The sequence below is a fragment of the Streptomyces sp. CG 926 genome, from assembly GCF_003148825.1.
Lineage (GTDB): Bacteria > Actinomycetota > Actinomycetes > Streptomycetales > Streptomycetaceae > Streptomyces.
Window position 1 is genome coordinate 186109 of sequence record NZ_QGGZ01000005.1, and the last position, 22461, is coordinate 208569.

General features: G+C 71.2%; 16 protein-coding genes. 9 read left to right on the forward strand and 7 right to left on the reverse strand.

The genetic code is table 11. The features are described from left to right. Nucleotides 1-132: 132 nt before the first annotated feature. Both BCL76_RS15605 and BCL76_RS15615 read left to right on the forward strand, forming a co-directional pair. Complete coding sequence (locus BCL76_RS15605) at nt 133-1842, forward strand: AIPR family protein (RefSeq protein WP_109780096.1); 1710 nt, start codon at nt 133-135, stop codon at nt 1840-1842. Between the two features lie 463 nt (nt 1843-2305). Next, nucleotides 2306-3295, forward strand: a complete 990-nt coding sequence (locus BCL76_RS15615) for an aldo/keto reductase (protein ID WP_109780098.1) — start codon at nt 2306-2308, stop codon at nt 3293-3295. 181 nt (nt 3296-3476) lie between these two features. On the opposite strand, the gene thpR is transcribed toward BCL76_RS15615, so the two are convergent. The 3 genes from thpR to BCL76_RS15630 form a co-directional block, all read right to left on the reverse strand. Further along, nucleotides 3477-4031 (reverse strand): RNA 2',3'-cyclic phosphodiesterase, encoded by a 555-nt coding sequence (gene thpR, locus BCL76_RS15620; protein WP_109780099.1) that lies wholly within the window; start codon nt 4029-4031, stop codon nt 3477-3479. 105 nt (nt 4032-4136) lie between these two features. Next, nucleotides 4137-5507 (reverse strand): MFS transporter, encoded by a 1371-nt coding sequence (locus BCL76_RS15625; RefSeq protein WP_375137921.1) that lies wholly within the window; start codon nt 5505-5507, stop codon nt 4137-4139. A gap of 26 nt (nt 5508-5533) precedes the next feature. Then, the gene (locus tag BCL76_RS15630) at nt 5534-5971 is read right to left on the reverse strand and encodes a MarR family winged helix-turn-helix transcriptional regulator (protein WP_030010566.1); all 438 of its coding nucleotides are present in this window, start codon (nt 5969-5971) and stop codon (nt 5534-5536) included. Between the two features lie 130 nt (nt 5972-6101). On the opposite strand from BCL76_RS15630, the gene BCL76_RS15635 reads away from it, so the two are divergent. Beyond that, a complete protein-coding gene (locus tag BCL76_RS15635) occupies nt 6102-6284 on the forward strand; it encodes a hypothetical protein (protein WP_030010567.1) in 183 nt (60 codons plus the stop codon). A 6-nt stretch (nt 6285-6290) separates the two neighbouring features. Here BCL76_RS15635 and BCL76_RS15640 read toward each other — a convergent pair whose 3' ends face one another. Next, nucleotides 6291-7754, reverse strand: coding sequence for an NCS2 family permease (locus tag BCL76_RS15640; protein ID WP_109780101.1), 1464 nt, complete (start codon nt 7752-7754; stop codon nt 6291-6293). Between the two features lie 128 nt (nt 7755-7882). Here BCL76_RS15640 and BCL76_RS15645 point away from each other — a divergent pair, with 128 nt between their 5' ends. Together BCL76_RS15645 and BCL76_RS15650 are read left to right on the forward strand one after the other, a co-directional pair. Next, nucleotides 7883-8191 (forward strand): DUF2530 domain-containing protein, encoded by a 309-nt coding sequence (locus tag BCL76_RS15645; protein ID WP_109780102.1) that lies wholly within the window; start codon nt 7883-7885, stop codon nt 8189-8191. A gap of 248 nt (nt 8192-8439) precedes the next feature. Beyond that, a complete protein-coding gene (locus BCL76_RS15650; RefSeq protein WP_109780103.1) occupies nt 8440-10905 on the forward strand; it encodes a cation-translocating P-type ATPase in 2466 nt (821 codons plus the stop codon). A gap of 70 nt (nt 10906-10975) precedes the next feature. Here BCL76_RS15650 and BCL76_RS15655 read toward each other — a convergent pair whose 3' ends face one another. Next, nucleotides 10976-14107, reverse strand: a complete 3132-nt coding sequence (locus BCL76_RS15655) for a sacsin N-terminal ATP-binding-like domain-containing protein (protein WP_181382568.1) — start codon at nt 14105-14107, stop codon at nt 10976-10978. A 152-nt stretch (nt 14108-14259) separates the two neighbouring features. Further along, complete coding sequence (gene serC / locus BCL76_RS15660) at nt 14260-15378, reverse strand: phosphoserine transaminase (RefSeq protein WP_109780105.1); 1119 nt, start codon at nt 15376-15378, stop codon at nt 14260-14262. An 84-nt stretch (nt 15379-15462) separates the two neighbouring features. On the opposite strand from serC, the gene BCL76_RS15665 reads away from it, so the two are divergent. From BCL76_RS15665 to BCL76_RS15675, 3 genes are read left to right on the forward strand one after another with little or no spacing between them, the layout of a single operon-like run. Next, nucleotides 15463-18192, forward strand: coding sequence for an FAD-binding and (Fe-S)-binding domain-containing protein (locus BCL76_RS15665; protein ID WP_109780106.1), 2730 nt, complete (start codon nt 15463-15465; stop codon nt 18190-18192). 59 nt (nt 18193-18251) lie between these two features. After that, nucleotides 18252-19217 (forward strand): EamA family transporter, encoded by a 966-nt coding sequence (locus tag BCL76_RS15670; protein ID WP_109780107.1) that lies wholly within the window; start codon nt 18252-18254, stop codon nt 19215-19217. Beyond that, on the forward strand, nt 19217-19573 hold the full coding sequence (locus BCL76_RS15675; protein ID WP_109780108.1) for an iron chaperone: 357 nt from the start codon (nt 19217-19219) through the stop codon (nt 19571-19573). Before BCL76_RS15670 ends, BCL76_RS15675 begins: the two co-directional genes overlap by 1 nt. Nucleotides 19574-19643: 70 nt before the next feature. Here BCL76_RS15675 and BCL76_RS15680 read toward each other — a convergent pair whose 3' ends face one another. Next, a complete protein-coding gene (locus tag BCL76_RS15680; RefSeq protein WP_258309711.1) occupies nt 19644-21281 on the reverse strand; it encodes an alpha/beta fold hydrolase in 1638 nt (545 codons plus the stop codon). Nucleotides 21282-21616: 335 nt separating this feature from the next. Here BCL76_RS15680 and BCL76_RS15685 point away from each other — a divergent pair, with 335 nt between their 5' ends. Further along, on the forward strand, nt 21617-22438 hold the full coding sequence (locus BCL76_RS15685) for a TIGR03084 family metal-binding protein (protein WP_109780110.1): 822 nt from the start codon (nt 21617-21619) through the stop codon (nt 22436-22438). Nucleotides 22439-22461: the final 23 nt, after the last annotated feature.

Below are 22461 nucleotides of genomic sequence, written 5' to 3' on the forward strand. Positions count from 1 at the left end.
ACCGTAACGCTGGCCCCACATCATCACCGAGTGCCAGATCGTGAAACCACTCCCCGCAATCCGATCTTGCCACCATAATGTGACACAACTGCACGAGTGGCATGCGAGCGACGAGTTTGAGGTGGACCGTTCATGAACCCTCTCATCCAGGGGCTTTTCAAGAAGTTTCGCGAGGAAGAAGAACTCCTGAAACTCAAGGACTCGGACGCCTTCGAGCTGTTCGCCGCAAGCTTGATCCTCCCGAACGATCTGATTTCGCAAACACAGAAGAGCGACCTACTGCTCGACAAGGGCACAGCCGGAGTCGACGTCATCGCACTCGAAATCAACGGCCAACTGGCATGGGACCTCGACGATGTCAAGGAGATCTGTGACGCTTCAGCCAAAGTCGAGGTTTCACTCCACTTCATTCAGGCGAAGCAGTCCGGCTCGGTCTCAGGGTCCGAGATCCTTAACTTCGGAGACACTGTTCGAAAATTTCTCAAGAATGAAGGGTTCCCCGGATACCCTCGAATTGAATCACTGGCCAAATCGCTTGGTTCCGTGTTCGAGGGCTACGCAAGCCGACTCAAGGCCTCCCCAGCAGTCACGCTGTCCTTTGTGACGACTGCCCCCAAGCCGTCGACAGCGGCCGAAAGTACTAAGGATAAGATCGCCACTGTAACCAGGCACATCTCCGACCTCGGATTTGTCGGCAAGGTGACGGTGTCCGTCCTGGGTGCGGACGACATCCACGACGCATGGGTCAAGAGGAATCATGCCAACGAGGTGGAGATTCAACTCGAGAAGCAGGTCAACCTCCCCAAGATGCCCGGCGTAGACCAGGCAATTCTCGGAGTCGTCTCGGTATCAGAACTCTTGAAGTTGATCGAGAACAGCGACGATGGATCCCTTGATGAGCGGGTCTTCTACGACAATGTCCGCGGGTTCAAGGGAGAAGACAACCCCGTCAACAAGCAGATCATGACCACGTTGACGTCAGCAGAGCGGAACCTGCTTCCCGTCCTCAACAACGGTGTCACGGTCGTGGCCTCGGAGTACTCGCCGAAGCCTGGCGACGCCGTTGCCGTATCTGGCTACCAGATCGTGAATGGCTGCCAGACCAGCCATTGCCTTCACCTCTCCAAAGAGTCTCTCGGCGAGGCAATTTCCACTGTGTACGTTCCCATCCGTTTGGTTGTAACGGGTGATGAGGAAGTCGCGACGCAAATCATCCGGGCAACCAATTCTCAGACCGCAGTCCAAGAAAACGACCTAGTGGCTCTGACGAAGATCCAGAAGAAACTTGAAGACTTCTATCTCCTGGACACGGCCGACGTGAAGCTCACCTACGAACGACGCTCGGGTCAGTTCTACAAGAAGGAAGTAACCAAAACAAGGGTCGTCACCATCGCGGATCAGATGCGAGCGATCACCGCAATGTTCCTTGACTCGCCTCACGCTGCGGCACGGTATGCGCACCGGCTCTACGGTGACGTAGGGGATTCCATCTTCCGGGATGACCACAGGCTCCTCCCCTACGTGGCGAGCGCTTTCGCGGCATACAAGCTCGAGAACGCATTCCGAACAGGACTGGACTCCATCTTCAAGCCCGCGCGATACCACATCCTTATGGCATATAAATACCACGTACTCGGCAAGAACTCTGCGCTTCTTGATGACAAGAAGTGCGAAGAGCAGAGCTTGGAAATTATCGCCGCGCTCAAGAAGCCCGATCAGGTGCCCGTTTTTCGCACCGTGGCAGAGATGGTGGCTGCGGCTGGTGGAGGTCAACTCCCGACTCCAGACCGCCTTAAGCGTCAGCCGTTCACACAAGACCTAATCCGCACCTTCCTCAAGTAGCTGATGGCCCGACCAGCCTGCCGAATGGACATGAACAAGCCGGTCCGCGACTTTCCCCATGAGGCCGCGGGCCGGTCCGCTCCGCTGAGCCAGTCGGCATGCGGGAGGTAGACCCGAGCGCCCGAGGCCGCGAACTCCGCGGACTTGTGGAGCACGCCCTCTACGATCTCTGCCTCCGACAACGCTGGCTCGTCTCCGCCGGACTTCTCGGCGATGCTTCTGCTGATCTTCACAAGCTTCGCCGGCTGCCAGCGGCGAGAACTGAACAGCCGTTGACACGACGATGAAGGAGCCGGAGGCGGTGCGGTACACGTTAAGGCTGGCCAGGGACGACCACCAAGACCGTCCGGAGGGGTAGTCAGCCGTCCATACGTCGACGCGACTATGCGCGTTGACGCAGAAACCAGTGGGTTCGTGGGGCGCTCTTGCTTGGAGTGGACTCGAAGCAGTTGGCTTGGGGCTCATGAAGTACACGCAGCTCGGACGCACGGGACTCAAGGTCAGCCGACTCGTTCTCGGCACGATGAACTTCGGTCCTCAAACAGACGAACCCACCAGCCATGGCATCCTGGATGCCGCGCTCGACTCGGGTCTGAACTTCGTAGACACGGCCAATGTCTATGGGTGGGGTGAGAACAAGGGCCGCACCGAGGAGATCATCGGCACCTGGTTCGCCCAGGGCGGCGACCGCCGCGAGAAGACGGTCCTCGCCACCAAGGTGTACGGCTCCATGTACCGCGACGCCGACACCTGGCCCAACTACGACCGTCTGTCGGCGCTGAACATCCGGCGGGCCGTGGACGCCAGCCTCAAGCGGCTCCAGACCGACTACATCGACGTCTACCAGTTCCACCACGTGGACCGACTGACCCCCTTCGAGGAGATCTGGCAGGCCGTCGAGGTCCTGATCCAGCAGGGCAAGATCCTCTACGCGGGCTCCTCGAACTTCCCCGGCTACAAGATCGCCCAGGCCAACGAGATCGCGGCCCGCCACGGCCGGCTCGGCCTGGTCAGCGAGCAGTGCATCTACAACCTCGCCGAGCGGCGCGCGGAGATGGAGGTCATCCCGGCCGCGCAGGAGTACGGGCTCGGCGTCATCCCGTGGTCCCCGCTCCACGGGGGCCTGCTGGGCGGGGTCATCAAGAAGGAGGTCGAGGGCGGCCGCCGTGCCTCCGGCCGGTCGGCGGACGCGCTGGCGAACACCGCCGTACGGGCGCAGGTGCAGGCGTACGAGGACCTGCTGGACAAGCACGGCCTGGAGCCGGGCGAGGTCGGGCTGGCCTGGCTGCTGACGCGTCCCGGGGTCACCGGGCCGATCGTCGGGCCGCGTACGCAGGAGCAGCTCGACTCGGCGCTGCGCGCGGCGGAGCTGGAGCTGTCGCAGGAGGTCCTGGCGGGCCTGGACGAGATCTTCCCCGGTCCCGGGGCGTCGCCGGAGGCCTTCGCCTGGTAGGTCCGGCCCCGGGCGAGGAGGCTACTGGCCGACGGCGGCCGCCACGGCCACGACGACGAACATCAGTACGAGTACACCGGCCATGACGCGGTTTCTGGTCTTGGGATCCACCCGTCGAGCCTAACGCGGGCCGCCGGCTCTCCCGCACGCCCCCCGGCCCGGGCCGGGGGGCGTGCGGGTTTCAGCCTTCGAGCGGCCAGGCGCCGACGGTCTCGTAGCGGGGCTGCTCGCCGGGCACCCCGCTGACGGGGAGGTTGCTGCGGACCAGGCTGAGCGTGTCGACCTGCCAGGGCGTGCCCTCGAAGCCGGCGAGGGCGTCCAGGTAGGGGCGCAGCGGGGTGGTGGCGCTGCGGCTGCGGGCCAGGGTGAGGTGCGGGTTGTAGCGGTGGTGCTGCTGCATCGGTACGCCGGCCCGCCGGGCGGCGGCGTCGGTCCGTTCGGCGAGCATCCGCAGGGCGGCGAGTTCCCCGGCGGCGCCGGCCCACAGGGCGCGCTCCCCGAAGTGGCCGGAGCCGTGCAGCCGCAGGGTGAAGGGGGCGGTTCGGTGGGCGGCCCGCTCCAGGCGGGTGTGCAGCTCCGGGAGCACCTCGTCCCGTACCTCGCCCATGAAGGCGAGGGTGAAGTGCCAGCCCGCTCGCGCGGTCCAGGTGAGGTGGTCGTCGTGCAGGGGGTCGACGGCCCGAGCCAGCTCGGCGACGGCCGCGTCCGGCGGGAGGACGGCTGCGAACAGTCTCATGCGGGGAGCGTAGCCGGGCGTGGCGCCGTTGTCGGGGGCGCTGCCCCCGAACCCCCGCGCCTCAATCGCCGGCGAGGCTCTGTCTCAGCCTCGCCGGCCGCGGGGTCAGGCGACCGTCACCAGTTCGCGGGGGCGCGAGACGGCCGGGACGAACGTCACACCGCGGCGGCTCAGCCGGACGCGGAGGTTGCCGACGCGGGCCAGGACCACGGCGATGGCGAGGGAGGCGACCAGGGAGATCACGCCGCCCGCGGCCATGCCGATGCGGGCGCCGTAGGTGTCCGTGATCCAGCCCAGCAGCGGGGCGCCCAGCGGGGTGCCGCCGGTGAAGACCATCATGAACAGGGCCATGACCCGGCCCCGCATCTCGGGGTCGGTCGCCATCTGCACGCTGGAGTTGGCGGTGACGTTGACCGTCAGGCCGAAGATCCCGATGGGTACGAGCAGGGCGGCGAACAGCCAGAAGCCGGGTGCGAAGGCGGTCACCAGGAGCAGGGCCGAGAACAGCACGGCCGCGGCGACCAGCACCCGCAGGCGGGACTGTCCGCGCCGGGCCGCGAGCAGGGCGCCCGCCAGGGAGCCGGCCGCGATCAGGGTGTTGAAGAGTCCGTAGGTGCCCGCGTCGCCGTGGAAGACGTCGCTGACGTACGCCGAGAGCCAGATCGGGAAGTTGAACCCGAAGGTGCCGATGAAGCCGACGAGCACGATCGGCCAGATCAGCTCCGGGCGGCCGGCCACGTAGCGCAGGCCTTCGCGCAGCTGCCCCTTGGCGCGGGGCCGCGGCTCGACGGGGTGCAGTTCGTGCGTCCGCATCAGCAGCAGGCCGGCGAGGGGCGCGGCGAAGGACAGTCCGTTCAGCAGGAAGGCCCAGCCGGAGCCGACGGCGGTGATCAGCACACCGGCGATCGCCGGGCCGACCAGCCGCGCGGACTGGAAGTTGGCCGAGTTCAGGCTGACGGCGTTGGCCACCTGGTCCTTGCCGACCATCTCGGACACGAAGGTCTGCCGGGCCGGGTTGTCGACGACGGTGACCAGGCCGATCGCGAAGGCGGCGAGGTAGACGTGCCACACCTGGACGTGTCCGGCCAGGGTGAGGACGGCGAGGGCGATGCCGGTCAGGCCCATCGCGCTCTGGGTGGCGAGGAGCAGGGGCCGCTTGGGCAGCCGGTCGGCGAGTACGCCGCCGTAGAGGCCGAACATCAGCATCGGCAGGAACTGCAGGGCGATGGTGATGCCGACGGCGGAGGCGGAGCCGGTCAGCGACAGGACCAGCCAGTCCTGGGCGATGCGCTGCATCCAGGTGCCCGTGTTGGACACGACCTGGCCGGTGGCGAAGAGCCGGTAGTTCCGGATCTTCAGCGAGCTGAACATGGAGCCTTTGCCCGCGGGTGCTGCGACGGCCCGGTCGGCGGTCGCGGCGGTAGAGGGGGTGGATATGTGGCCGGGTGCGGAGTCTGCTCCGGTTCCCGTACTCAAAAGCGTTCGCCTCCTGGCGTCGTTCCTTACAGGTGCGCGAGCTTCTCCAGGACGGGGGCGGCCGCGCGGAGCTTGGCCCATTCGTCCTCGGTCAGCTCGGCCGCGAGCCCGGCCAGGAAGGCGTTGCGCTTGCGGCGGCTCTCTTCGAGCATCGCTTCGGCCTCCTCCGTCTGGCGGACCACCTTCTGGCGGCGGTCGTCGGGGTGCGGTTCCAGCGTGACCAGTCCCTTGGCTTCCAGCAACGCGACGATGCGCGTCATCGACGGCGGCTGGACGTGCTCCCGCCGCGCGAGCTCGCCGGGTGTGGCCTGGCCGCAGCGGGCGAGGGTGCCGAGGACCGACATCTCGGTCGGGCTCAGCGACTCGTCGACGCGCTGGTGCTTCAGGCGCCGCCCCAGCCGCATGACGGCGGAGCGGAGGTCGTTCACGGCGGCTGCGTCGTCACCATGGGAAAGGTCATGCATGTATTTAGAGTAACTCATTACTCTCCCTAAGGAACACCACTTTTCCGGCTCACACCTGGGGTCACTCATACGGGTGAGTCGGCGGCTGAAAGTGACACGCGTACGCACCCTGTGCCCCGACTCTTTCGGCATGGGGACACATGTGCTGAGCATGCGCATAGACGGGGAGCTCCTCGACAGGCTCCGGATCCATGCCGCCAAACGCGGAATGAGCGTCCAGGACTATGTGGTCCGGACGCTCATTCGCGATGACTTCGACGAGCGCTTCAAGGCGGCCGTCGACGAGACAGAGAAGTTCTACGGGCTGACGTGAGCCGAGCTACTGCCCGAGGCCCAGTGCGGGCATCGCGTAGTAGAAGACGAACACCGCCGACACCACGTACATGGCCACCGGGACCCCGCGTCCCCGGCCCGTCGCCAGGCGCAGCGCGCAGAAGCTGATGAAGCCGATGCCGATGCCGTTGGTGATCGAGTAGGTGAAGGGCATCATCACCATGGCCAGGAAGGCCGGGACGGCGATGGTGTAGTCGCTCCAGTCGATGTCCTTGACCGAGCCCGCCAGGATCATGAAGCCGACCGCCACCAGGGCGGGCGTGGCCGCCTGGGACGGGACCATGGTGGCCAGCGGGGTCAGGAACAGCGCCACGGCGAAGAGGCCGCCCGTCACGATGTTCGCCAGGCCCGTACGGGCGCCCTCGCCGACGCCGGCCGTGGACTCCACGAAGCAGGTGGTCGCGGAGGAGGAGGTGGCGCCGCCCGAGGCGACCGCCAGGCCGTCGACCAGCAGGACCCGGTTGATCCCGGGGAACTCGCCGGTCTTCTTGTCGATCAGCTTCGCCTCGTCGCCGACGCCGAGGATCGTGCCCATGGCGTCGAAGAAGCAGGACAGCAGCACGGTGAAGACGAAGAGGATGCCGGTGAGCATCCCGACCTTGTCGAAGCCGCCGAACAGGCTGACCTGGCCCACGAGGCCGAAGTCGGGCGCGGCGACCGGGGTGCCGGGCCACTCGGGAACGGTGAGGCCCCAGCCCGAGTCGGGCACGTCCGCGATCAGCTGGACCGCGACGGCGACCAGGGTCATGGCCACGATGGAGATCAGGATCGCGCCCGGCACCTTGCGGATCAGCAGGGCGAAGGTGAGCAGCACGCCGAGCGCGAAGATCAGGACCGGCCAGCCGTCCAGGTGACCGGTGCCGCCGAGCTGGAGCGGGACCGTGGTGTGCGCGGCGTCCGGGATCCGGGAGACGAAGCCCGCGTCGACCAGGCCGATCAGCATGATGAACAGGCCGATACCGATGGCGATGCCCTTGCGCAGGCCCAGCGGGACGGCGCTCATCACCCGTTCGCGCAGGCCGGTGGCGACGAGCAGCATCACCACGAAGCCGGCCAGGACCACCATGCCCATGGCGTCGGGCCAGCTCATGCGCGGGGCGAGCTGGAGCGCGACCACCGTGTTCACGCCGAGGCCGGCGGCGAGGGCGATCGGGACGTTGCCGATCACACCCATGAGGAGGGTGGTGAAGGCGGCCGTCAGGACGGTGGCCGTCACCAGCTGCCCGGAGTCGAGCTGGTGCCCGTACATGTCCTTCGCGCTGCCCAGGATGATCGGGTTCAGCACGATGATGTAGGCCATGGCGAAGAAGGTCGCGAGGCCGCCGCGGATCTCGCGGGCGACGGTCGAGCCGCGCTCGGAGATCTTGAAGTAGCGGTCCGTCGCGCCGGAGGGTTCTTGGGGGGAAGGCTCCGGGGAGGTGGCCTCGGGGGCGGGGGCCGGGGTGCTCATACGGTCCTCATTGGGTGGTTCATACGAAGAAAATGGGCCGCGCCCAAACCGTTTCAGTATGAACACATGAACGAAAGGGCGTCCATCTCCGCGCGTAGATGGCGTTTCGCGACGCCTAGACTTACCGCATGGCGAAATGGACTGCGAAGCACGAGGCGCCCGAGCCCCTGGAGGGCCCGGTCGTCGCCACCGTCACAGGTGGCACGATCCTGTGGTTCGCCCTCTTCCTGGTCCAGCTGCCCTTCTACGGGTGGTTCGCCGACCGCGGCCAGTTGTGGTGGGTCTGGACCTGCGCGGCCGGCGGCTTCCTCGGCCTGATCGGCATCTGGTACGTCCGCGGCCGCGACGCGGCCCTTGCCCGTCACGCCGAAGCCGCTGCGCAGGCCGAGCGGGACGAGCAGCCGGGCGCGGGCCCGAGCCCCGGCCCGCAGGCGTAGGCGCCCCCGGGGGAGTGGCTTCGGGTGGGGCGGTGCCCCTCCGGGACGTCTCCTCGGCTCGCGAACCCTTGGCCGGATCGGCCCGTGGCCCGGCAGTGGGTTCGCTCGGCCTGCGGGGACGTCCCGGAGCGTCCCCGCCCCACGGCGCGACGCACGGCGCTACCAGGGGACGATTCGGGTCATCCTGAGGTCGGATCTTCCCGCTGCTCGGCGGGTGAACAGTTCGAACCCCGCTTAACGTCGAAGGCATGACGCAGCGGGCTGGAACCGAATCCGACGGGCCGGAGCCGGGCGGCGGCACGGCCGCCCCCGCCATCGACGCGGGAGCGGAGCTGGACCCCGTACATCCGATGCGACCGCCCGCGCCCCGCTTCAAGCCGGGCGGGCTCAGCACCGCCGAGGTCGCCGAGCGCGTCGCGCGCGGCGAGGTCAACGACGTTCCCGTCCGGAGCAGCCGCTCCACCGCCGACATCGTCCGCGCCAACGTCTTCACCCGGTTCAACGCGATCATCGGCGTGCTCTGGGCGATCATGCTCGTCGTCGCGCCGATCCAGGACAGCCTCTTCGGCTTCGTGATCGTCGCCAACACCGGCATCGGCATCATCCAGGAACTGCGCGCCAAGAAGACCCTCGACAGCCTCGCCGTCATCGGCGAGGTCAAACCCAGCGTGCGCCGCGACGGCCGGACCGCCGAGATCTCCACCTCCGAGATCGTCCTCGGCGACGTCATCGAACTCGGCCCCGGCGACAAGGTCGTCGTCGACGGGTCCGTCGGCGAGGCCGACGGCCTGGAGATCGACGAATCGCTGCTCACCGGCGAGGCCGACCCCGTCCTGAAGAAGCCCGGGGACCCGGTCATGTCCGGATCCTTCGTCGTCGCCGGCGGCGGCGCCTTCACCGCCACCAAGGTCGGCCGCGAGGCCTACGCCGCCCAGTTGGCCGAAGAGGCCTCCCGCTTCACACTCGTCCACTCCGAGCTGCGCTCCGGCATCTCCACCATCCTCAAGTACGTCACCTGGATGATGATCCCGACCTCGATCGGCCTGATCATCAGCCAGCTCCTCGTCAAGGACAACAACCTCAAGGACTCCATCGCCCGGACCGTCGGCGGCATCGTCCCGATGATCCCCGAGGGGCTCGTCCTGCTCACCTCCGTGGCCTTCGCGATCGGCGTCATCCGGCTCGGCCGCAAGCAGTGCCTGGTCCAGGAACTGCCCGCCATCGAAGGCCTCGCCCGCGTCGACGTGGTCTGCCTCGACAAGACCGGCACCCTCACCGAGGGCGGCATGGACGTCACCGAGCTCCGCCCCCTCGGCGGCGCGGACCCGACCTACGTCAAGAAGGTGCTCGGCGCCCTCGGCGAATCCGACCCGCGCCCCAACGCCAGCCTCCAGGCGATCATCGACGCCTACCCCGACATGGCGGAGTGGCGCTGCACCGAGTCCCTGCCCTTCTCCTCCGCCCGCAAGTACAGCGGCGCCAGCTTCAGCGAGGGCGACGGGGAGAACAACACCTGGCTGCTCGGCGCCCCCGACGTCCTGCTGCCCGCCGGGGACCCGGCCCTCGACGAGATCGACGACCTCAACGAGCAGGGACTACGCGTCCTGCTGCTGGCCCGCTCCGCCCGTGAACTCGACGACGCGGCCGTCGCCACCGGCGTCCGGCCGACCGCCCTGATCGTCCTGGAACAGCGGCTGCGCCCCGACGCCGCCGACACCCTGCGCTACTTCGAGGACCAGGCGGTCAAGGCGAAGGTCATCTCCGGCGACAACGCGATCTCCGTCGGCGCGGTCGCCGGCAAGCTGGGCCTGCCGGGCGCGGAGAACACCGTGGACGCCCGGGGGCTCCCCACCGACCAGGCCGACATGGCGAAGGTCCTCGACGACAACTCCGTCTTCGGGCGGGTGAGCCCGCAGCAGAAGCGGGACATGGTCGGAGCACTCCAGTCCAAGGGCCACACGGTCGCCATGACGGGCGACGGGGTCAACGACGTCCTCGCCCTCAAGGACGCGGACATCGGCGTGAGCATGGGCTCGGGCTCGGAGGCGACGAAGGCGGTGGCCCAGATCGTCCTCCTCAACAACAGCTTCTCGACCCTTCCCTCGGTGGTCGCCGAGGGCCGCCGGGTCATCGGCAACATCACCCGCGTGGCCACCCTCTTCCTCACGAAGACGGTCTACTCGGTGCTGCTGGCCATCCTGGTGGTCTGCTCGCAGGTCGAGTACCCCTTCCTGCCCCGCCACCTGACCCTGCTGTCCACGCTCACCATCGGCATCCCGGCCTTCTTCCTGGCCCTGGCCCCGAACAAGGAACGCGCGAAACCGCACTTCGTGAAGCGGGTCATGCGGTACGCCATCCCCGGCGGCGTCATCGCGGCCGTGGCCACCTTCGTCTCGTACCTGGTCGCCCGCCACCACTACACCGGCCAGGGCGCCCTGGAGGCCGAGTCCAGCGCGGCCACGCTGACGCTGTTCCTGACGTCCATGTGGGTACTGGCGATCATCGCCCGCCCCTACACCTGGTGGCGGGTGGCCCTGGTCGGGGCGATGGGCGGGGCGTTCCTGATCGTCCTCGTCGTGCCGTGGCTGCAGGACTTCTTCCAGCTCAAGCTGGTGGGCGTGACGGTGCCGTGGATCGCGGTGGGCATCGCCGTGGGCGCCGCGTTCCTGATCGAGTTCACCTTCAGGTGGGTCGACCGCAAGTTCCCGGCCTGACCGGCGGCGGTCGCCGCCGGGGACGGCCGGCGACCGCTGCACGAGGAAGCCGTCGGCGGCCCGCTTCCGGTCAGTCGAACCAGCGGTCCCGGGCCAGTTCCGCCGTACGCGACGGGTCCTCCAGCAGGGCCGCCACCTCGAAGCGGCGCGGCCACTGGCCCGCCGACCAGGCAAGGGCGGCCGCGACGCCCTCCAGCGTCGACGCGTGGAGCGTGCCGTCGGGGGTGCGGCGCCAGTCGAGCTCCGTGCCGCCCGCGACGAGCTCCTCGTGCTCGACGTACGTCGTCGCCGTGGCCGGACCCAGCAGCGCGAGCACCGACTCCGGGACCTCGTGCTCCTCGCCGGGCGTGGTCACCTCCGCCGGAACCGTCTCCGAGAGCCGGCGCACCTGGAGCAGCTCCGCGAGATCCGCCGCGCGGGACGGGGGGACCGGCAGCAGCGGCAGCCCCGCCGTCAGCGGGAGCAGGTCCGGGGCGTCCGCGATCACCGCGTCGGCCGCGTCCACCACGAGCACCTCGCCGTCCACCACCGCGCGCAGCTCGTCCGGCAGGGTGACCTGATCGGGGTCCAGATCGGCCAGCGCGCCGTACAGGCCGTGCAGCTGGTGGCCGGTGACCTCGCGGTCCGGGTCGGCGAGGCGGGCCAGCAGTTCGGCGGCGCCGCCGGGCTCGTCCAGCAGGGCCGCCACGGAGGTCCGTACGCCGAGCGCCCGCAGGACCTGCTCGTCCTCGAAGCCCGTGGCGTCCGCCGAGGTGTAGAGGCCGGCCAGCAGCGGGTCGCCGCCCGCCGCGCGCAGACCCGCCGGGCGGCGGCCGTCGAGCACCGGGTGGTCGCGCAGCCACCAGGCGGTGTACGGGCGCACCGACTGCGTGGTGCCGTCCGGCAGCAGGATGTGCACGGGTTGGGTCAGCGCGTCGCGCAGCGGCGGCTGCGCGAGCAGGGCGAGGGCCTGCGGCCAGCAGTCGTCGTCGACGAGGTCGAGGTCCCGGACGGCGACCAGCTCGGTCGCCACCGGCGGGACCGGCAGCTCCGGCAGCTGGTCCAGGACGTCCTCGCACCACACGTCGACCGCGTCCAGCAGGCCCGCGTCGTCGGGCTCGGCGAAGTCGCCCTCGCGCGGCTCCAGCTCGTCCGGGTCCAGGACCACGTCGGTCGCGCGGACCAGTTGGAAGGTGGCCAGGACCCCGCACGCGGTGAGCGGGCCCGCGCCCCACCGATCGGCGAGGTCCGCGTCCACGTACGGGACCTCGTCCTCGCGGATCACCGAGGCCAGCGGGCTGCCCGGCAGCAGCAGCTCGCCCGCCGGGACCAGTTCGCCGTCCTCGTCCGGCAGGGCCAGCGCGCCGAGCCACGGCTCGTCGCCCGGCGCCAGATCGGCGTCCCGGACCAGGCCCAGGACCACCTCGGCCAGCTCGTCGGCGTCCAGGGTGTCGGCGTCCTCGTCCCAGATCTCCCCCGCGTCGAGGGAAGCGGCGACGGCCGCCCGCACCTGCGGGGTCGTCAGGACCGCGCGGGCCGTGGCCGGCAGGGCGCCGAGCTTCTCCAGCAGCGGGTGCGCGGCCTCCGGGTGGGCGACCTTCAGGCCCAGCCGGGCCAGGCTCGACGGGGTGTCCGCGCCGGGCAGCAGGATGTGTCGGGGGCCGATCGAGGTACGGCCGTCGGCGAGCGGCACGGGCAGCCCGGACAGCCGGTCCGGGTCCACCCCGGCGAGGCTGTCGTAGAGCCGGTGCCACCACTCGGGGGTCCGCTCGATGCCCGCGATCCGCTCGATGGCATCGCCCAGCGGCAGCCGGCCCACCCCCAGGGTGCGCAGCTCGGCCCGACGCTCCAGGCCCGCCGGCAGCAGCGTCGGCAGGACCTCGGCGAGGACGCGTACGGTGTCGGCGCCCGCGCCCTCCACCACCTCGGCCTCGAAGGGGCGCAGGGCGGCGCGCTCCTCCGCGTGCTCGGGCGGCGCGGCCGGCGCGAGGAAAGCGGTACGGGGCAGGCGCCGCAGCACGGCGGCCCGCAGGGCCCCGTCCAGCTCGCCCTTGCCGAGCGGGCCGGGCACCAGGTCCACCAGAGCGGTGGTCACCGGGTCCCAGTCGCCGAGGAGTTCGGCGTAGGCGTCGGCCGCGCGCTCCACGAGGAAGTCGAGCAGCGGTCCCGGCGCGGGGTGCCGGCGGGTGGTGTCCAGCGGCAGGGTCGCGATGAGCAGCGCCGGGATGCCCAGCGGCTCGTCGGTGGGGGTCGGCGCGTGCACCACCGGGGCGGTGACCGGGCGCACCGGGGCGCCGTCGGAGTCGACGGGCACGGCCCAGGACACCGCCCAGGCGGGCCGCAGCCGCTCCTCGACGGGCCGGTCGGCGAGCAACGCCCGCTCGATGGGGCCGCCGTGCCGGACGGTGCGCCAGCGGTGGGTGACCGTGCCGGAGGCGGTGGTGTCCTCGATGACCGTGTACGGGCCCTCGTCGCGCCGGTACAAGGTGCGCGTGCCGTCGGTCGGGGTCTCCACGACGACCTCGCGCAGCCCGGGCAGGGTGAGCAGCAGGGCGTCGTCGACGCCCGCCAGCAGCCGCTCCACCAACCCCTCGGCGGCGGCGTCGCGCAGCGGGAGGACCACGACGGTGTCGTAGCCCTCGGGGGCGGTGCCCTCGGCGGGCAGCGGGAGGCGCAGCAGCGGAACGTGCCCGTCGCGGCGGCGCAGTTCGTCGCCGAGCCCCGGGCTGCCGACGGCGGCGCCCCGGGCCAGTTCGCGGGCCTCGGCCAGGGACCAGCGCACCCCGCCGTGCCGGCCGAGCACCGCCGGTTCGTCGCAGACGGCCAGGACGGCCGCGAAGCCGACGCCGAACCGGCCGACGCTGTCGCCGGAGGACTCCCGCTTGGCGGAGGCGCGCAGGGTGCTCAGCGACTCCACGCCCGTCGCGTCCAGCGGGGCACCGGTGTTGGCGACGGCCAGCAGCGCGTGCCCGCCCTCGCCCTCGTGCAGCGTCAGCCGGAGCCGGCCGGGCACCTTGGCCCGGGCCGCGGCGTCGGCGGCGTTCTGCGCCAACTCGATGACGAGCCGGTCCCGGTAGCCGCCGAGCGCGAGGTCCTCCTCGGCGTTGGCGTCCTCGCGGAAGCGGGCCGGGCCCGCACCCCACGCGTCGAGCACCCCGCGCCGCAGCCGGGCCGTGCCGAAGGGGTCCACACCGCTCTGGGCCGCCGTCACTCGCACGCTCACGCCGCTGCCTCCAAGAATCGCCGCCGGAGCCCTGAAGGTACCGCGTGCGGGAGAACCCCCACGCCGGTGGCCTGCGGGGTGTCCGGGGAACGCCGAAGCCCCCGGCGACAACAGGTCACCGGGGGCTTCGCGTCGTACCGGGCGGGTGGTGGTCAGAGCTTCTCGATCACGTGGTCGATGCAGGCCGTCAGGGCCTGCACGTCCGCCGGGTCGATCGCCGGGAACATCGCGATACGGAGCTGGTTGCGGCCGAGCTTGCGGTACGGCTCGGTGTCCACGATCCCGTTGGCGCGCAGCACCTTGGCGACGGCCGCCGCGTCGATGTCGTCCGAGAAGTCGATCGTGCCGATGACGGACGAGCGCTTGTCGGCGTCCACGACGAACGGGGTCGCGTACTTGGACGCCTCCGCCCAGCCGTACAGGTTGCGCGCGCTGGCCGCCGTACGGCCGGTGGTGAACTCCAGGCCGCCCTGGCTGTTCATCCAGCGCAGCTGCTGGTCCAGCAGGAACAGGGTGGACAGCGCCGGGGTGTTGTACGTCTGGTTCTTCAGCGAGTTGTCGATCGCCGTCGGCAGCGAGAAGAACTCCGGGATGTGCCGGCCCGACGCGTGCACGCGGGCGGCGCGCTCCAGGGCGGCCGGAGAGAACGCGGCCAGCCACAGGCCGCCGTCCGAGGCGAAGGACTTCTGCGGGGCGAAGTAGTAGACGTCCGTCTCGGTGATGTCCACCGGCAGACCGCCGGCGCCCGAGGTCGCGTCCACCAGAACGAGGGACCCGGCGTCGGCGCCCGCGACGCGCTTGATCGGCGCCGCCACACCCGTCGAGGTCTCGTTGTGGGTGTACGCGTACACGTCCACGCCCGCCTCGGCCACCGGCTCCGGGTGCGTACCCGGCTCCGAGGAGATCACGGACGGCGCGTCCAGCCACGGCGCGAGCTTCGCGGCCGTGGCGAACTTCGAGGAGAACTCGCCGAAGGTGAGGTGCTGGGACTTCTGCTCGATCAGACCGGCGGTCGCGATGTCCCAGAAGGCGGTGGAGCCGCCGTTGCCCAGGATCACCTCGTACCCCTCGGGGAGGGAGAAGAGGTCCCGGAGGCCCTGGCGCACCGAGCCGACCAGGTTCTTGACCGGGGCCTGGCGGTGTGAGGTTCCGAGCAGGGAGGTACCGGTGGCGGCGAGGGCGTCCAGCGCCTCGGTCCGCACCTTGGAGGGGCCCGCGCCGAAGCGTCCGTCGGCGGGCTTGATGTCAGCGGGAATCTGGATCTCAGCCACGAGCGGAGCGTATCGGGTCCCGGTCCGCGCCCTGGACGCGCGTCCACCCGATGAGACGGGTCCGGCCGGTGGGAGGCTGGGGCCGTGACGTCACCCGGTGAACTCGAACGGACATTGCGGGAGAAGCTGCGCGGGGAGGTCGACTTCGGCGCCGCCGCACGCGCCCTGACCACCATGGACGCCTCGAACTACCGGCGCGTCCCGGTGGGAGTGGTCGCCCCGCGCGACGCCGACGACGTGGCGGCCGCCCTCACGGTGTGCGCCGCGGCCGGGGTCCCGGTCGTACCGCGCGGCGGCGGGACCTCCATCGCGGGCCAGGCCACCGGGGTGGGCGTGGTCCTCGATCTCACCCGGCACCTGAACGCCCTTGTATCGGTGGACCCGGAGGCCAGGACCGCCGTCGTCCAGCCCGGGCTGGTCCTCGACCGCCTGCGCGACGCGGTGCGCCCCTACGGGCTGACCTTCGGACCCGACCCGTCCACCCACTCCCGCTGCACCCTCGGCGGCATGATCGGCAACAACGCGTGCGGGGCCCACTCGGTCGCCTGGGGCACCACCGCGGACAACGTGACCGAACTGGCCGTGACGACCTACGGGGGCACCGCGCACCGGATCGGCACCGGCTGGGCGGGCACCCCCACCGGCCTGCGGGAGCTGGTCACCGCGAACCTCGGGCTGCTGCGCACCGGGATGCCGCCCGGCTTCTCGCGGCGGATCTCCGGCTACGGCTGCCTCGACGCGCTGCTGCCCGAGCACGGGGTGGGGGCGGCGCGGGCGTTCTGCGGCAGCGAGGGCACGCTCGGGGTGGTGACGGAGGCGGTGGTGCGCCTGGTGGAGGCGCCCCGCGCGCCGGTCCTCGCGGTCCTCGGCTACGCCGACGAGAGCGCGGCGGCCGAAGCGGCGGCGGGGCTGCTGCCGTACGGACCGCTGACGGTGGAGGGGATGGCCCAGGACCTGGTGGGCGACACGGCTTCGCAACTGCCCCGGGGCGGCGCGTGGCTGTTCGTGGAGATGCCGGACGAGGGTGCGGCGCGGGCCCTGCTGCGGGCCGCCGACGCGCTGGACCGGTTGCTGGTCACCGACCCGGCGGCGCAGCGCGCGCTGTGGCGGATCCGCGAGGACGCGGCGGGTACGGCGACCCGGATGCCGGGGGGCACGATGGCCTGGCCGGGGTGGGAGGACTGCGCGGTGCCGCCGGCCCGGCTGGGGGCCTACCTGCGGGAGTTCCGGGCCCTGCTCGCGGCGCACGGGCTGCGCGGAACCCCGTACGGACACTTCGGCGAGGGCTGCGTGCACGTACGGATCGACTTCGACCTGGTGTCGGCGCCGGGCATCGCCCGGTTCCGGGCCTTCTCCGGTGAACTGGCCGATCTCGTCGTCGCGCACGGCGGCTCCCTGTCGGGGGAGCACGGGGACGGCCAGGCGCGCGCGGAACTGCTGCCCAAGATGTACGGGGCGGACATGATCCGGCTCTTCGGCGCGTACAAGGACGTGTGGGACCCGGCGGGCGGCATGAACCCGGGGATCCTGGTCAGGCCGGCGCGGCTGGACGAGAACCTGCGCTTCGCGGTGCTGCCCGCCACCGCGTTCGCGGGCGAGGTCGCGCGCTGCGTGGGCGTCGCGAAATGCCGGACCACGGATGCGGGTGGCGGTGCCGGTGTCGGTGCCTCGGTGATGTGCCCCTCCTACCGGGTCACCGGAGAGGAACGGCACTCCACGCGCGGCCGGGCCAGGCTGCTGCACGAGATGCTGGCCGGGGAGATCGTCACGGAGGGCTGGCGCTCGGCGGAGGTCGCCGAGGCGTTGGACCTGTGCCTGGGGTGCAAGGGCTGCCGCAGCGACTGCCCGGTGGGCGTGGACATGGCCGCCTACAAGGCGGAATTCCTGCACCACCACTGGGCGGGCCGGATCCGCCCGCTGTCCCACTACACACTGGGCGGCCTGCCGGGCTGGCTGCGCCTGATCTCCCGCCTGCGGGCGGCCGGCGCGGTCAACGCCCTGGCCCGGCACCTCCCCGTACCGGGGCTGGACCGGCAGCGGGGCGGCCGACCGCCGGAACTGGCCCGCGAACCCTTCACGCGGTGGTGGGGGCGGCAACCCCGGTCCGCAGAACCCGCAAGGTCCGTCACCCTCTGGCCGGACACCTTCACCGAGTACCTGAACCCCGCGGTCGGCCGGGCGGCCGTACGCGTGCTCCGCGCGGCCGGGCTGGGCGTCGAAGTGCCCCCGGCCGGCCGGGTCTGCTGCGGACTGACGTACATCTCCACGGGCCGGCTCGACCGCGCCCGCACCGTCCTGCGCCGGACACTGGACACGCTGGGCGACGTAACCGGTCCCGTCGTGGTGCTGGAGCCGAGCTGCGCCGCGGCCCTGCGTGCCGACCTGCCCGCCCTGCTCCCCGACGACCCCCGCGCGGCCCGCCTCGCGGGGGCGGTACGGACCTTCGCCGAGACCCTGGAGGAGTACGCCCCGGCCTGGCGGCCACCGCGCCTGGACCGGCAGGTGGTCGGCCAGACCCACTGCCACCAGCACGCGGTGCTCGGGGACGGCCCCGACTGCAGGCTGCGCGAGCGGGCCGGCCTGACGGGCGAGCTCAGCGGGGGCTGCTGCGGCCTCGCCGGGAACTTCGGCTTCGAGCCGGGACACCACGAGGTGTCGGTGGCCTGCGCGGAGGAACAGCTGCTCCCGTCGCTGCGCGCGGCCCCGCGGGACGCCGTGATCCAGGCGGACGGATTCTCCTGCCGCACCCAGATCGCCCAGCTGGGCGGGGTCCGCGCCCGGCATCTGGCGGAACTCCTCGCGGAGGGGTTGTGACCCTCAGTTGTAAGGCAGGAAATGCGGCAACACTCCTTACGGCCCCTTAGTCTGGGTAGATGCCCGCACCTTCCTCTTCGTCCTCACCGACGACCTCGTCGGCCGTCGCCGCAACGGCGCCGGACCCGTCACCCACCCAGGGCTCCGGTTCCGGTTCCCGCCTCGGTTCCGGCCTCGGTCCCGTCGCGCTGGTGATCTCGGCGGGGATCTCGGTGCAGTTCGGTGCCGCCCTCGCGGTCATGATCATGCCGAGGGCGGGCGCGGCGGGCGTGGTCACCCTGCGCCTCGCGGCCGCCGCGATCGTGCTGCTGATCCTGTGCCGCCCGAAGGTGCGCGGCCACTCCCGTTCCGACTGGGGCACGGTGCTCGCCTTCGGCGTCGCCATGGCCGGTATGAACGGCCTCTTCTACCAGTCCATCGACCGGATCCCGCTCGGCCCGGCCGTCACCCTGGAGGTCCTCGGACCGCTCGCCCTGTCCGTGATCGTCTCCCGGCGCCTGGTCAACGTCCTGTGGGCCGGCCTCGCGCTCGGCGGCGTCGTCCTGCTGTCCGGGCACGGCGGCGGCGGACTCGGCTTCGGCTCCCTCGACCCGCTGGGCGCGGCCTTCGCGCTCGGAGCGGGCGCGATGTGGGCGGTGTACATCGTGTTCAGCGCGCGTACGGGCCGCCGCTTCCCGCAGGCGGACGGGCTCGCGCTGGCGATGGCGGTGGCCGCGGTCATCTCGCTGCCGCTGGGCGTCGCCGAGGCGGGCTCGGACCTGCTGGTCCCGAGCACCCTCGCCCTCGGACTGGGCGTGGCCGTACTGTCCTCCGTCCTGCCGTACACCCTGGAACTGCTCGCGCTGCGGCGGATGCCGGCCCCGACCTTCGCGATCCTGATGAGCCTGGAGCCGGCCATCGCCGCCACCGCGGGCTTCCTCGTCCTGAACCAGGCCATGTCCGCCGTGGACGCCTTGGCCATCGCCCTTGTGATCGCGGCCAGCATGGGCGCGGTCCGCTCGCAGATCCGGAAGAAGGCCGCCTGATGGATGTCGCCACCTACCTGGCCGCGGTACCCGACGCCCGACGCGAGGCCCTCGTGCGGGTGCGGGAGCTGTGCCTGCGGGAGCTGACCGGGTTCGAGGAGTACATCGCGTACGGGATGCCGGCGTACCTGCGGCCGGGCGAGACGGTCGGCGAGATCGCCTGGGCGAACCAGAAGCAGTACATCTCGTTCTACCTGCTGCGCACGGACGTCCGGGACGCCTTCGCGAACCGCCTGGCCGCCCACGACATGGGCAAGGCCTGCCTCCGCTTCCGCAACCCCGCCAAGGTCGACTTCGACCTCCTCCGGGATCTCCTGCGAGCAACGGCCCGAGCGGGGCAGGGCAAGGCCTGCTGAGGGCGCACCCCCACGGGCGGGGCGGCCCGGCCCGTCGCGGGGGGACGGGCCGGGCGGGCGTGCTGCCGGGTCAGCCGAGCGGGAGGTCCAGGTAGGACGGGGTGGCCTCCGGGGAGGTGAATGCCAGGGTCGCGCGGGGCAGGTTGGCGTCGCCGTAGAACGGGTCGCGGGCGTCGATCACCAGCATCAGCCGATGGCCGCGCGGCACGTCGTACGCCGTGGCCTGGAGGTCGATGTCCGCGCTGATCAGGCTGTCGGGCGGGGAGCCGAGGTCGGTGTACGGGGCGTGCGTGACGAGGTGGGCCGTGCCGTCGGGTGCCGTGTCGAGGAGGTACGCGACGAAGGTGGATCCGGGGTTCGCCGCCCGGTACGTCACCCGCAGCCGCGGTATGCCGCGCAGCCGGGTGGTCTCGGCGGCCGGTTCCGCGGTCCATACGGCGGCGACGGTGCGGTCGATGTCCTGGGTCCGGTAGACCTTCGGGCGGCCGGCGATCTCCGCGTACCCGGACCGCACCACCTGATCGGCGACGGTCGCGGGGGTGTCCATCCCGCACAGCACGGTGGACGTCCAACCGGCCTGCGGCTCCTCGCCGAGCTCGCCGTCGTCCGCCAGGTGCAGCCGTTCCAGGCGTTCGGTGAGGGAGGGCCAGGTGGGCCGGGGTTCGAGGGTCTTGCTCCACATGACCTCGCCGAGCACCTGACCCTCGGCGTCGATGCCGTTGTCGACGTCCCCCAGGTGGTGGTCGAGCCAGCGGTGGGCGTCCGTCCAGATCCGGTTGGGCAGGCCGAGCATGCCGGTCATCTCGGGGCCGGAGTGGTCGCCGATGGAGACGGCGAGGCGCTTGGGCCCGGTCAGTTCGTTGAACATCTTCAGCGTCTGGTTGGGCGGGAAGAGCGTCTCGTGCCAGGCGTGCGAGAAGAAGACGGGCACCTGGCGGCGGTTGAGCTCCTTGATGTGGGTGAAGGGTGAGCGGGTCTCCGCCCACCGCAGGGTGCCCTGGACGTCGCGGTCGGCGAGGACGTTGTCGAAGACGCTCTGCGTCTGCGGGCTCAGCCGGGCCTTCGCGGCCGCGTCGAGCAGGGCCCGTACGGCCGCGATGTGCCGGGTGGAGTTCTCGTAGAAGGCCTCGCCGAGGTCGCCCCAGGTGCTGAGCGCGACCACGGCGTCGACGCGGGTGTCGTGCGCGGCGACGAGCTGGCTGATCCCGGAGCCGTACGAGTCCCCGACGAAGCCGATCTTCGTCACCGGGCCGGTGCTGCGTTCGAGCAGGTGGTCCAGGGCCCGGCTGCCGTCGGCCACGTCGAGCGGGCCCGCCACGTCGACCTGGCCCTCGGAGCCGCCGAAGCCGCGGGCGGAGTAGGCGAGGACGTTGTAGCCGCGGGCGGCGAGGAGGGAGGCCTGGACGGCGTACGGGAGCCAGCCCAGGCCGGTCCACGGCGAGGGCATGACGATCGCGGGGCGCGGCTGGGTGCCGGTGTGCCGCCAGAGCGCGGCGTCGAGGAGGTCCCCGTCGGCGCCGGTCACCTTGCCGCGGGTGAAGACGGCGACCGAGCGGACCTCGGCGATCTCGGCGGCGCGGGCGGGGGCGAGGCCGGTGACGTCGCCGCTCTCCAGGGCGGTGACGAAGGCGGTCAGGGCGGTCGTGTCGAGTTCGGGATAGAGCGAGAAGGGAGTACGGGAGAAGGGGGTACGGGCGGCTGGAGTCACGTCGGTCCATCCTCTTCGTCGGCTTCGTCGTCTTCGGCGAGTGACAGGAACGTGTGCGCCCGCCCGGGCCCGGAGCGGAGGGTTCAGTATCGACGGGACATCCGGTGACGTATCGCGAGTTTCCGGCTTACGGCCTGAATCGCCCCCTCCGTTCCCGCGGGCCGCCGCGCGGCGGGACCTGCGGCCGCCGCACCGCATGACAACTGCCTTTCGGGCGGGGTGGTTTGACTCCGGTGGCGGGAAGGTGACGCCGCTCGAGAAAATCATGCAAGCATGCTTGATTGTTTTGCCGGGTGCTGCCAGTCTTCCCCTCACGCCGAGAAGGGGAGCGCACCGTGCCCGATCCGTCCGCCGCCGACGCAGCCGTCGCCGTCTTCGCAGATCTGCGCGAGGAGGGCCGTGAACTGGACTCCCTGGTAGGGGATTTGACCGATCCCGACTGGGCCAGGGCCACCCCCGCGCCCGGCTGGACCATCGCCCACCAGATCGCCCACCTGCACTGGACCGACCGGGCATCGCTGCTCGCCCTCACCGACCCCACGGGCTTCGGCCACATGGTCGAGGAAGCCCTCAAGGCCCCCGACACCTTCGTCGACGAGGGCGCCCGCGAGGGCGCGGAGCTGGCCCCCGCCGAGCTGCTCGCCCGCTGGCGCACCACGCGCGCCGCCCTCGACGAGGCGCTCGTCGCAGCCTCGCCCGACACCCGCTTCCCCTGGTACGGGCCGCCCATGAAGGCCGCCTCGATGGGCAGCGCCCGCTTGATGGAGACCTGGGCCCACGGCCAGGACGTGGCCGACGCGCTCGGTGTGCGCCGCACCCCCACCGCGCGGCTGCGGCACGTGGCGCGGATCGGCGTACGGGCCCGCGACTACGCCTACGCCGTGCACGCACTGCCCGCGCCCACCGAGGAGTTCCGGGTGGAGCTGACGGCTCCCGAAGCCGCCGACGGCGCGCGGGTATGGACCTACGGTCCGCCGGACGCCCCGCAGCGGATCACCGGCCCGGCGCTCGACTTCTGTCTGCTGGTGACCCAGCGGGCCCACCGCGCCGACCTGGCCCTGACCGCGACCGGCCCCGACGCCGACCGCTGGCTGGACATCGCCCAGGCCTTCGCCGGCCCGGCGGGAACCGGCCGCGAGCCGGGGGCCGCGCGGTGACCCGGCGGCCGCTCGTCATCGGC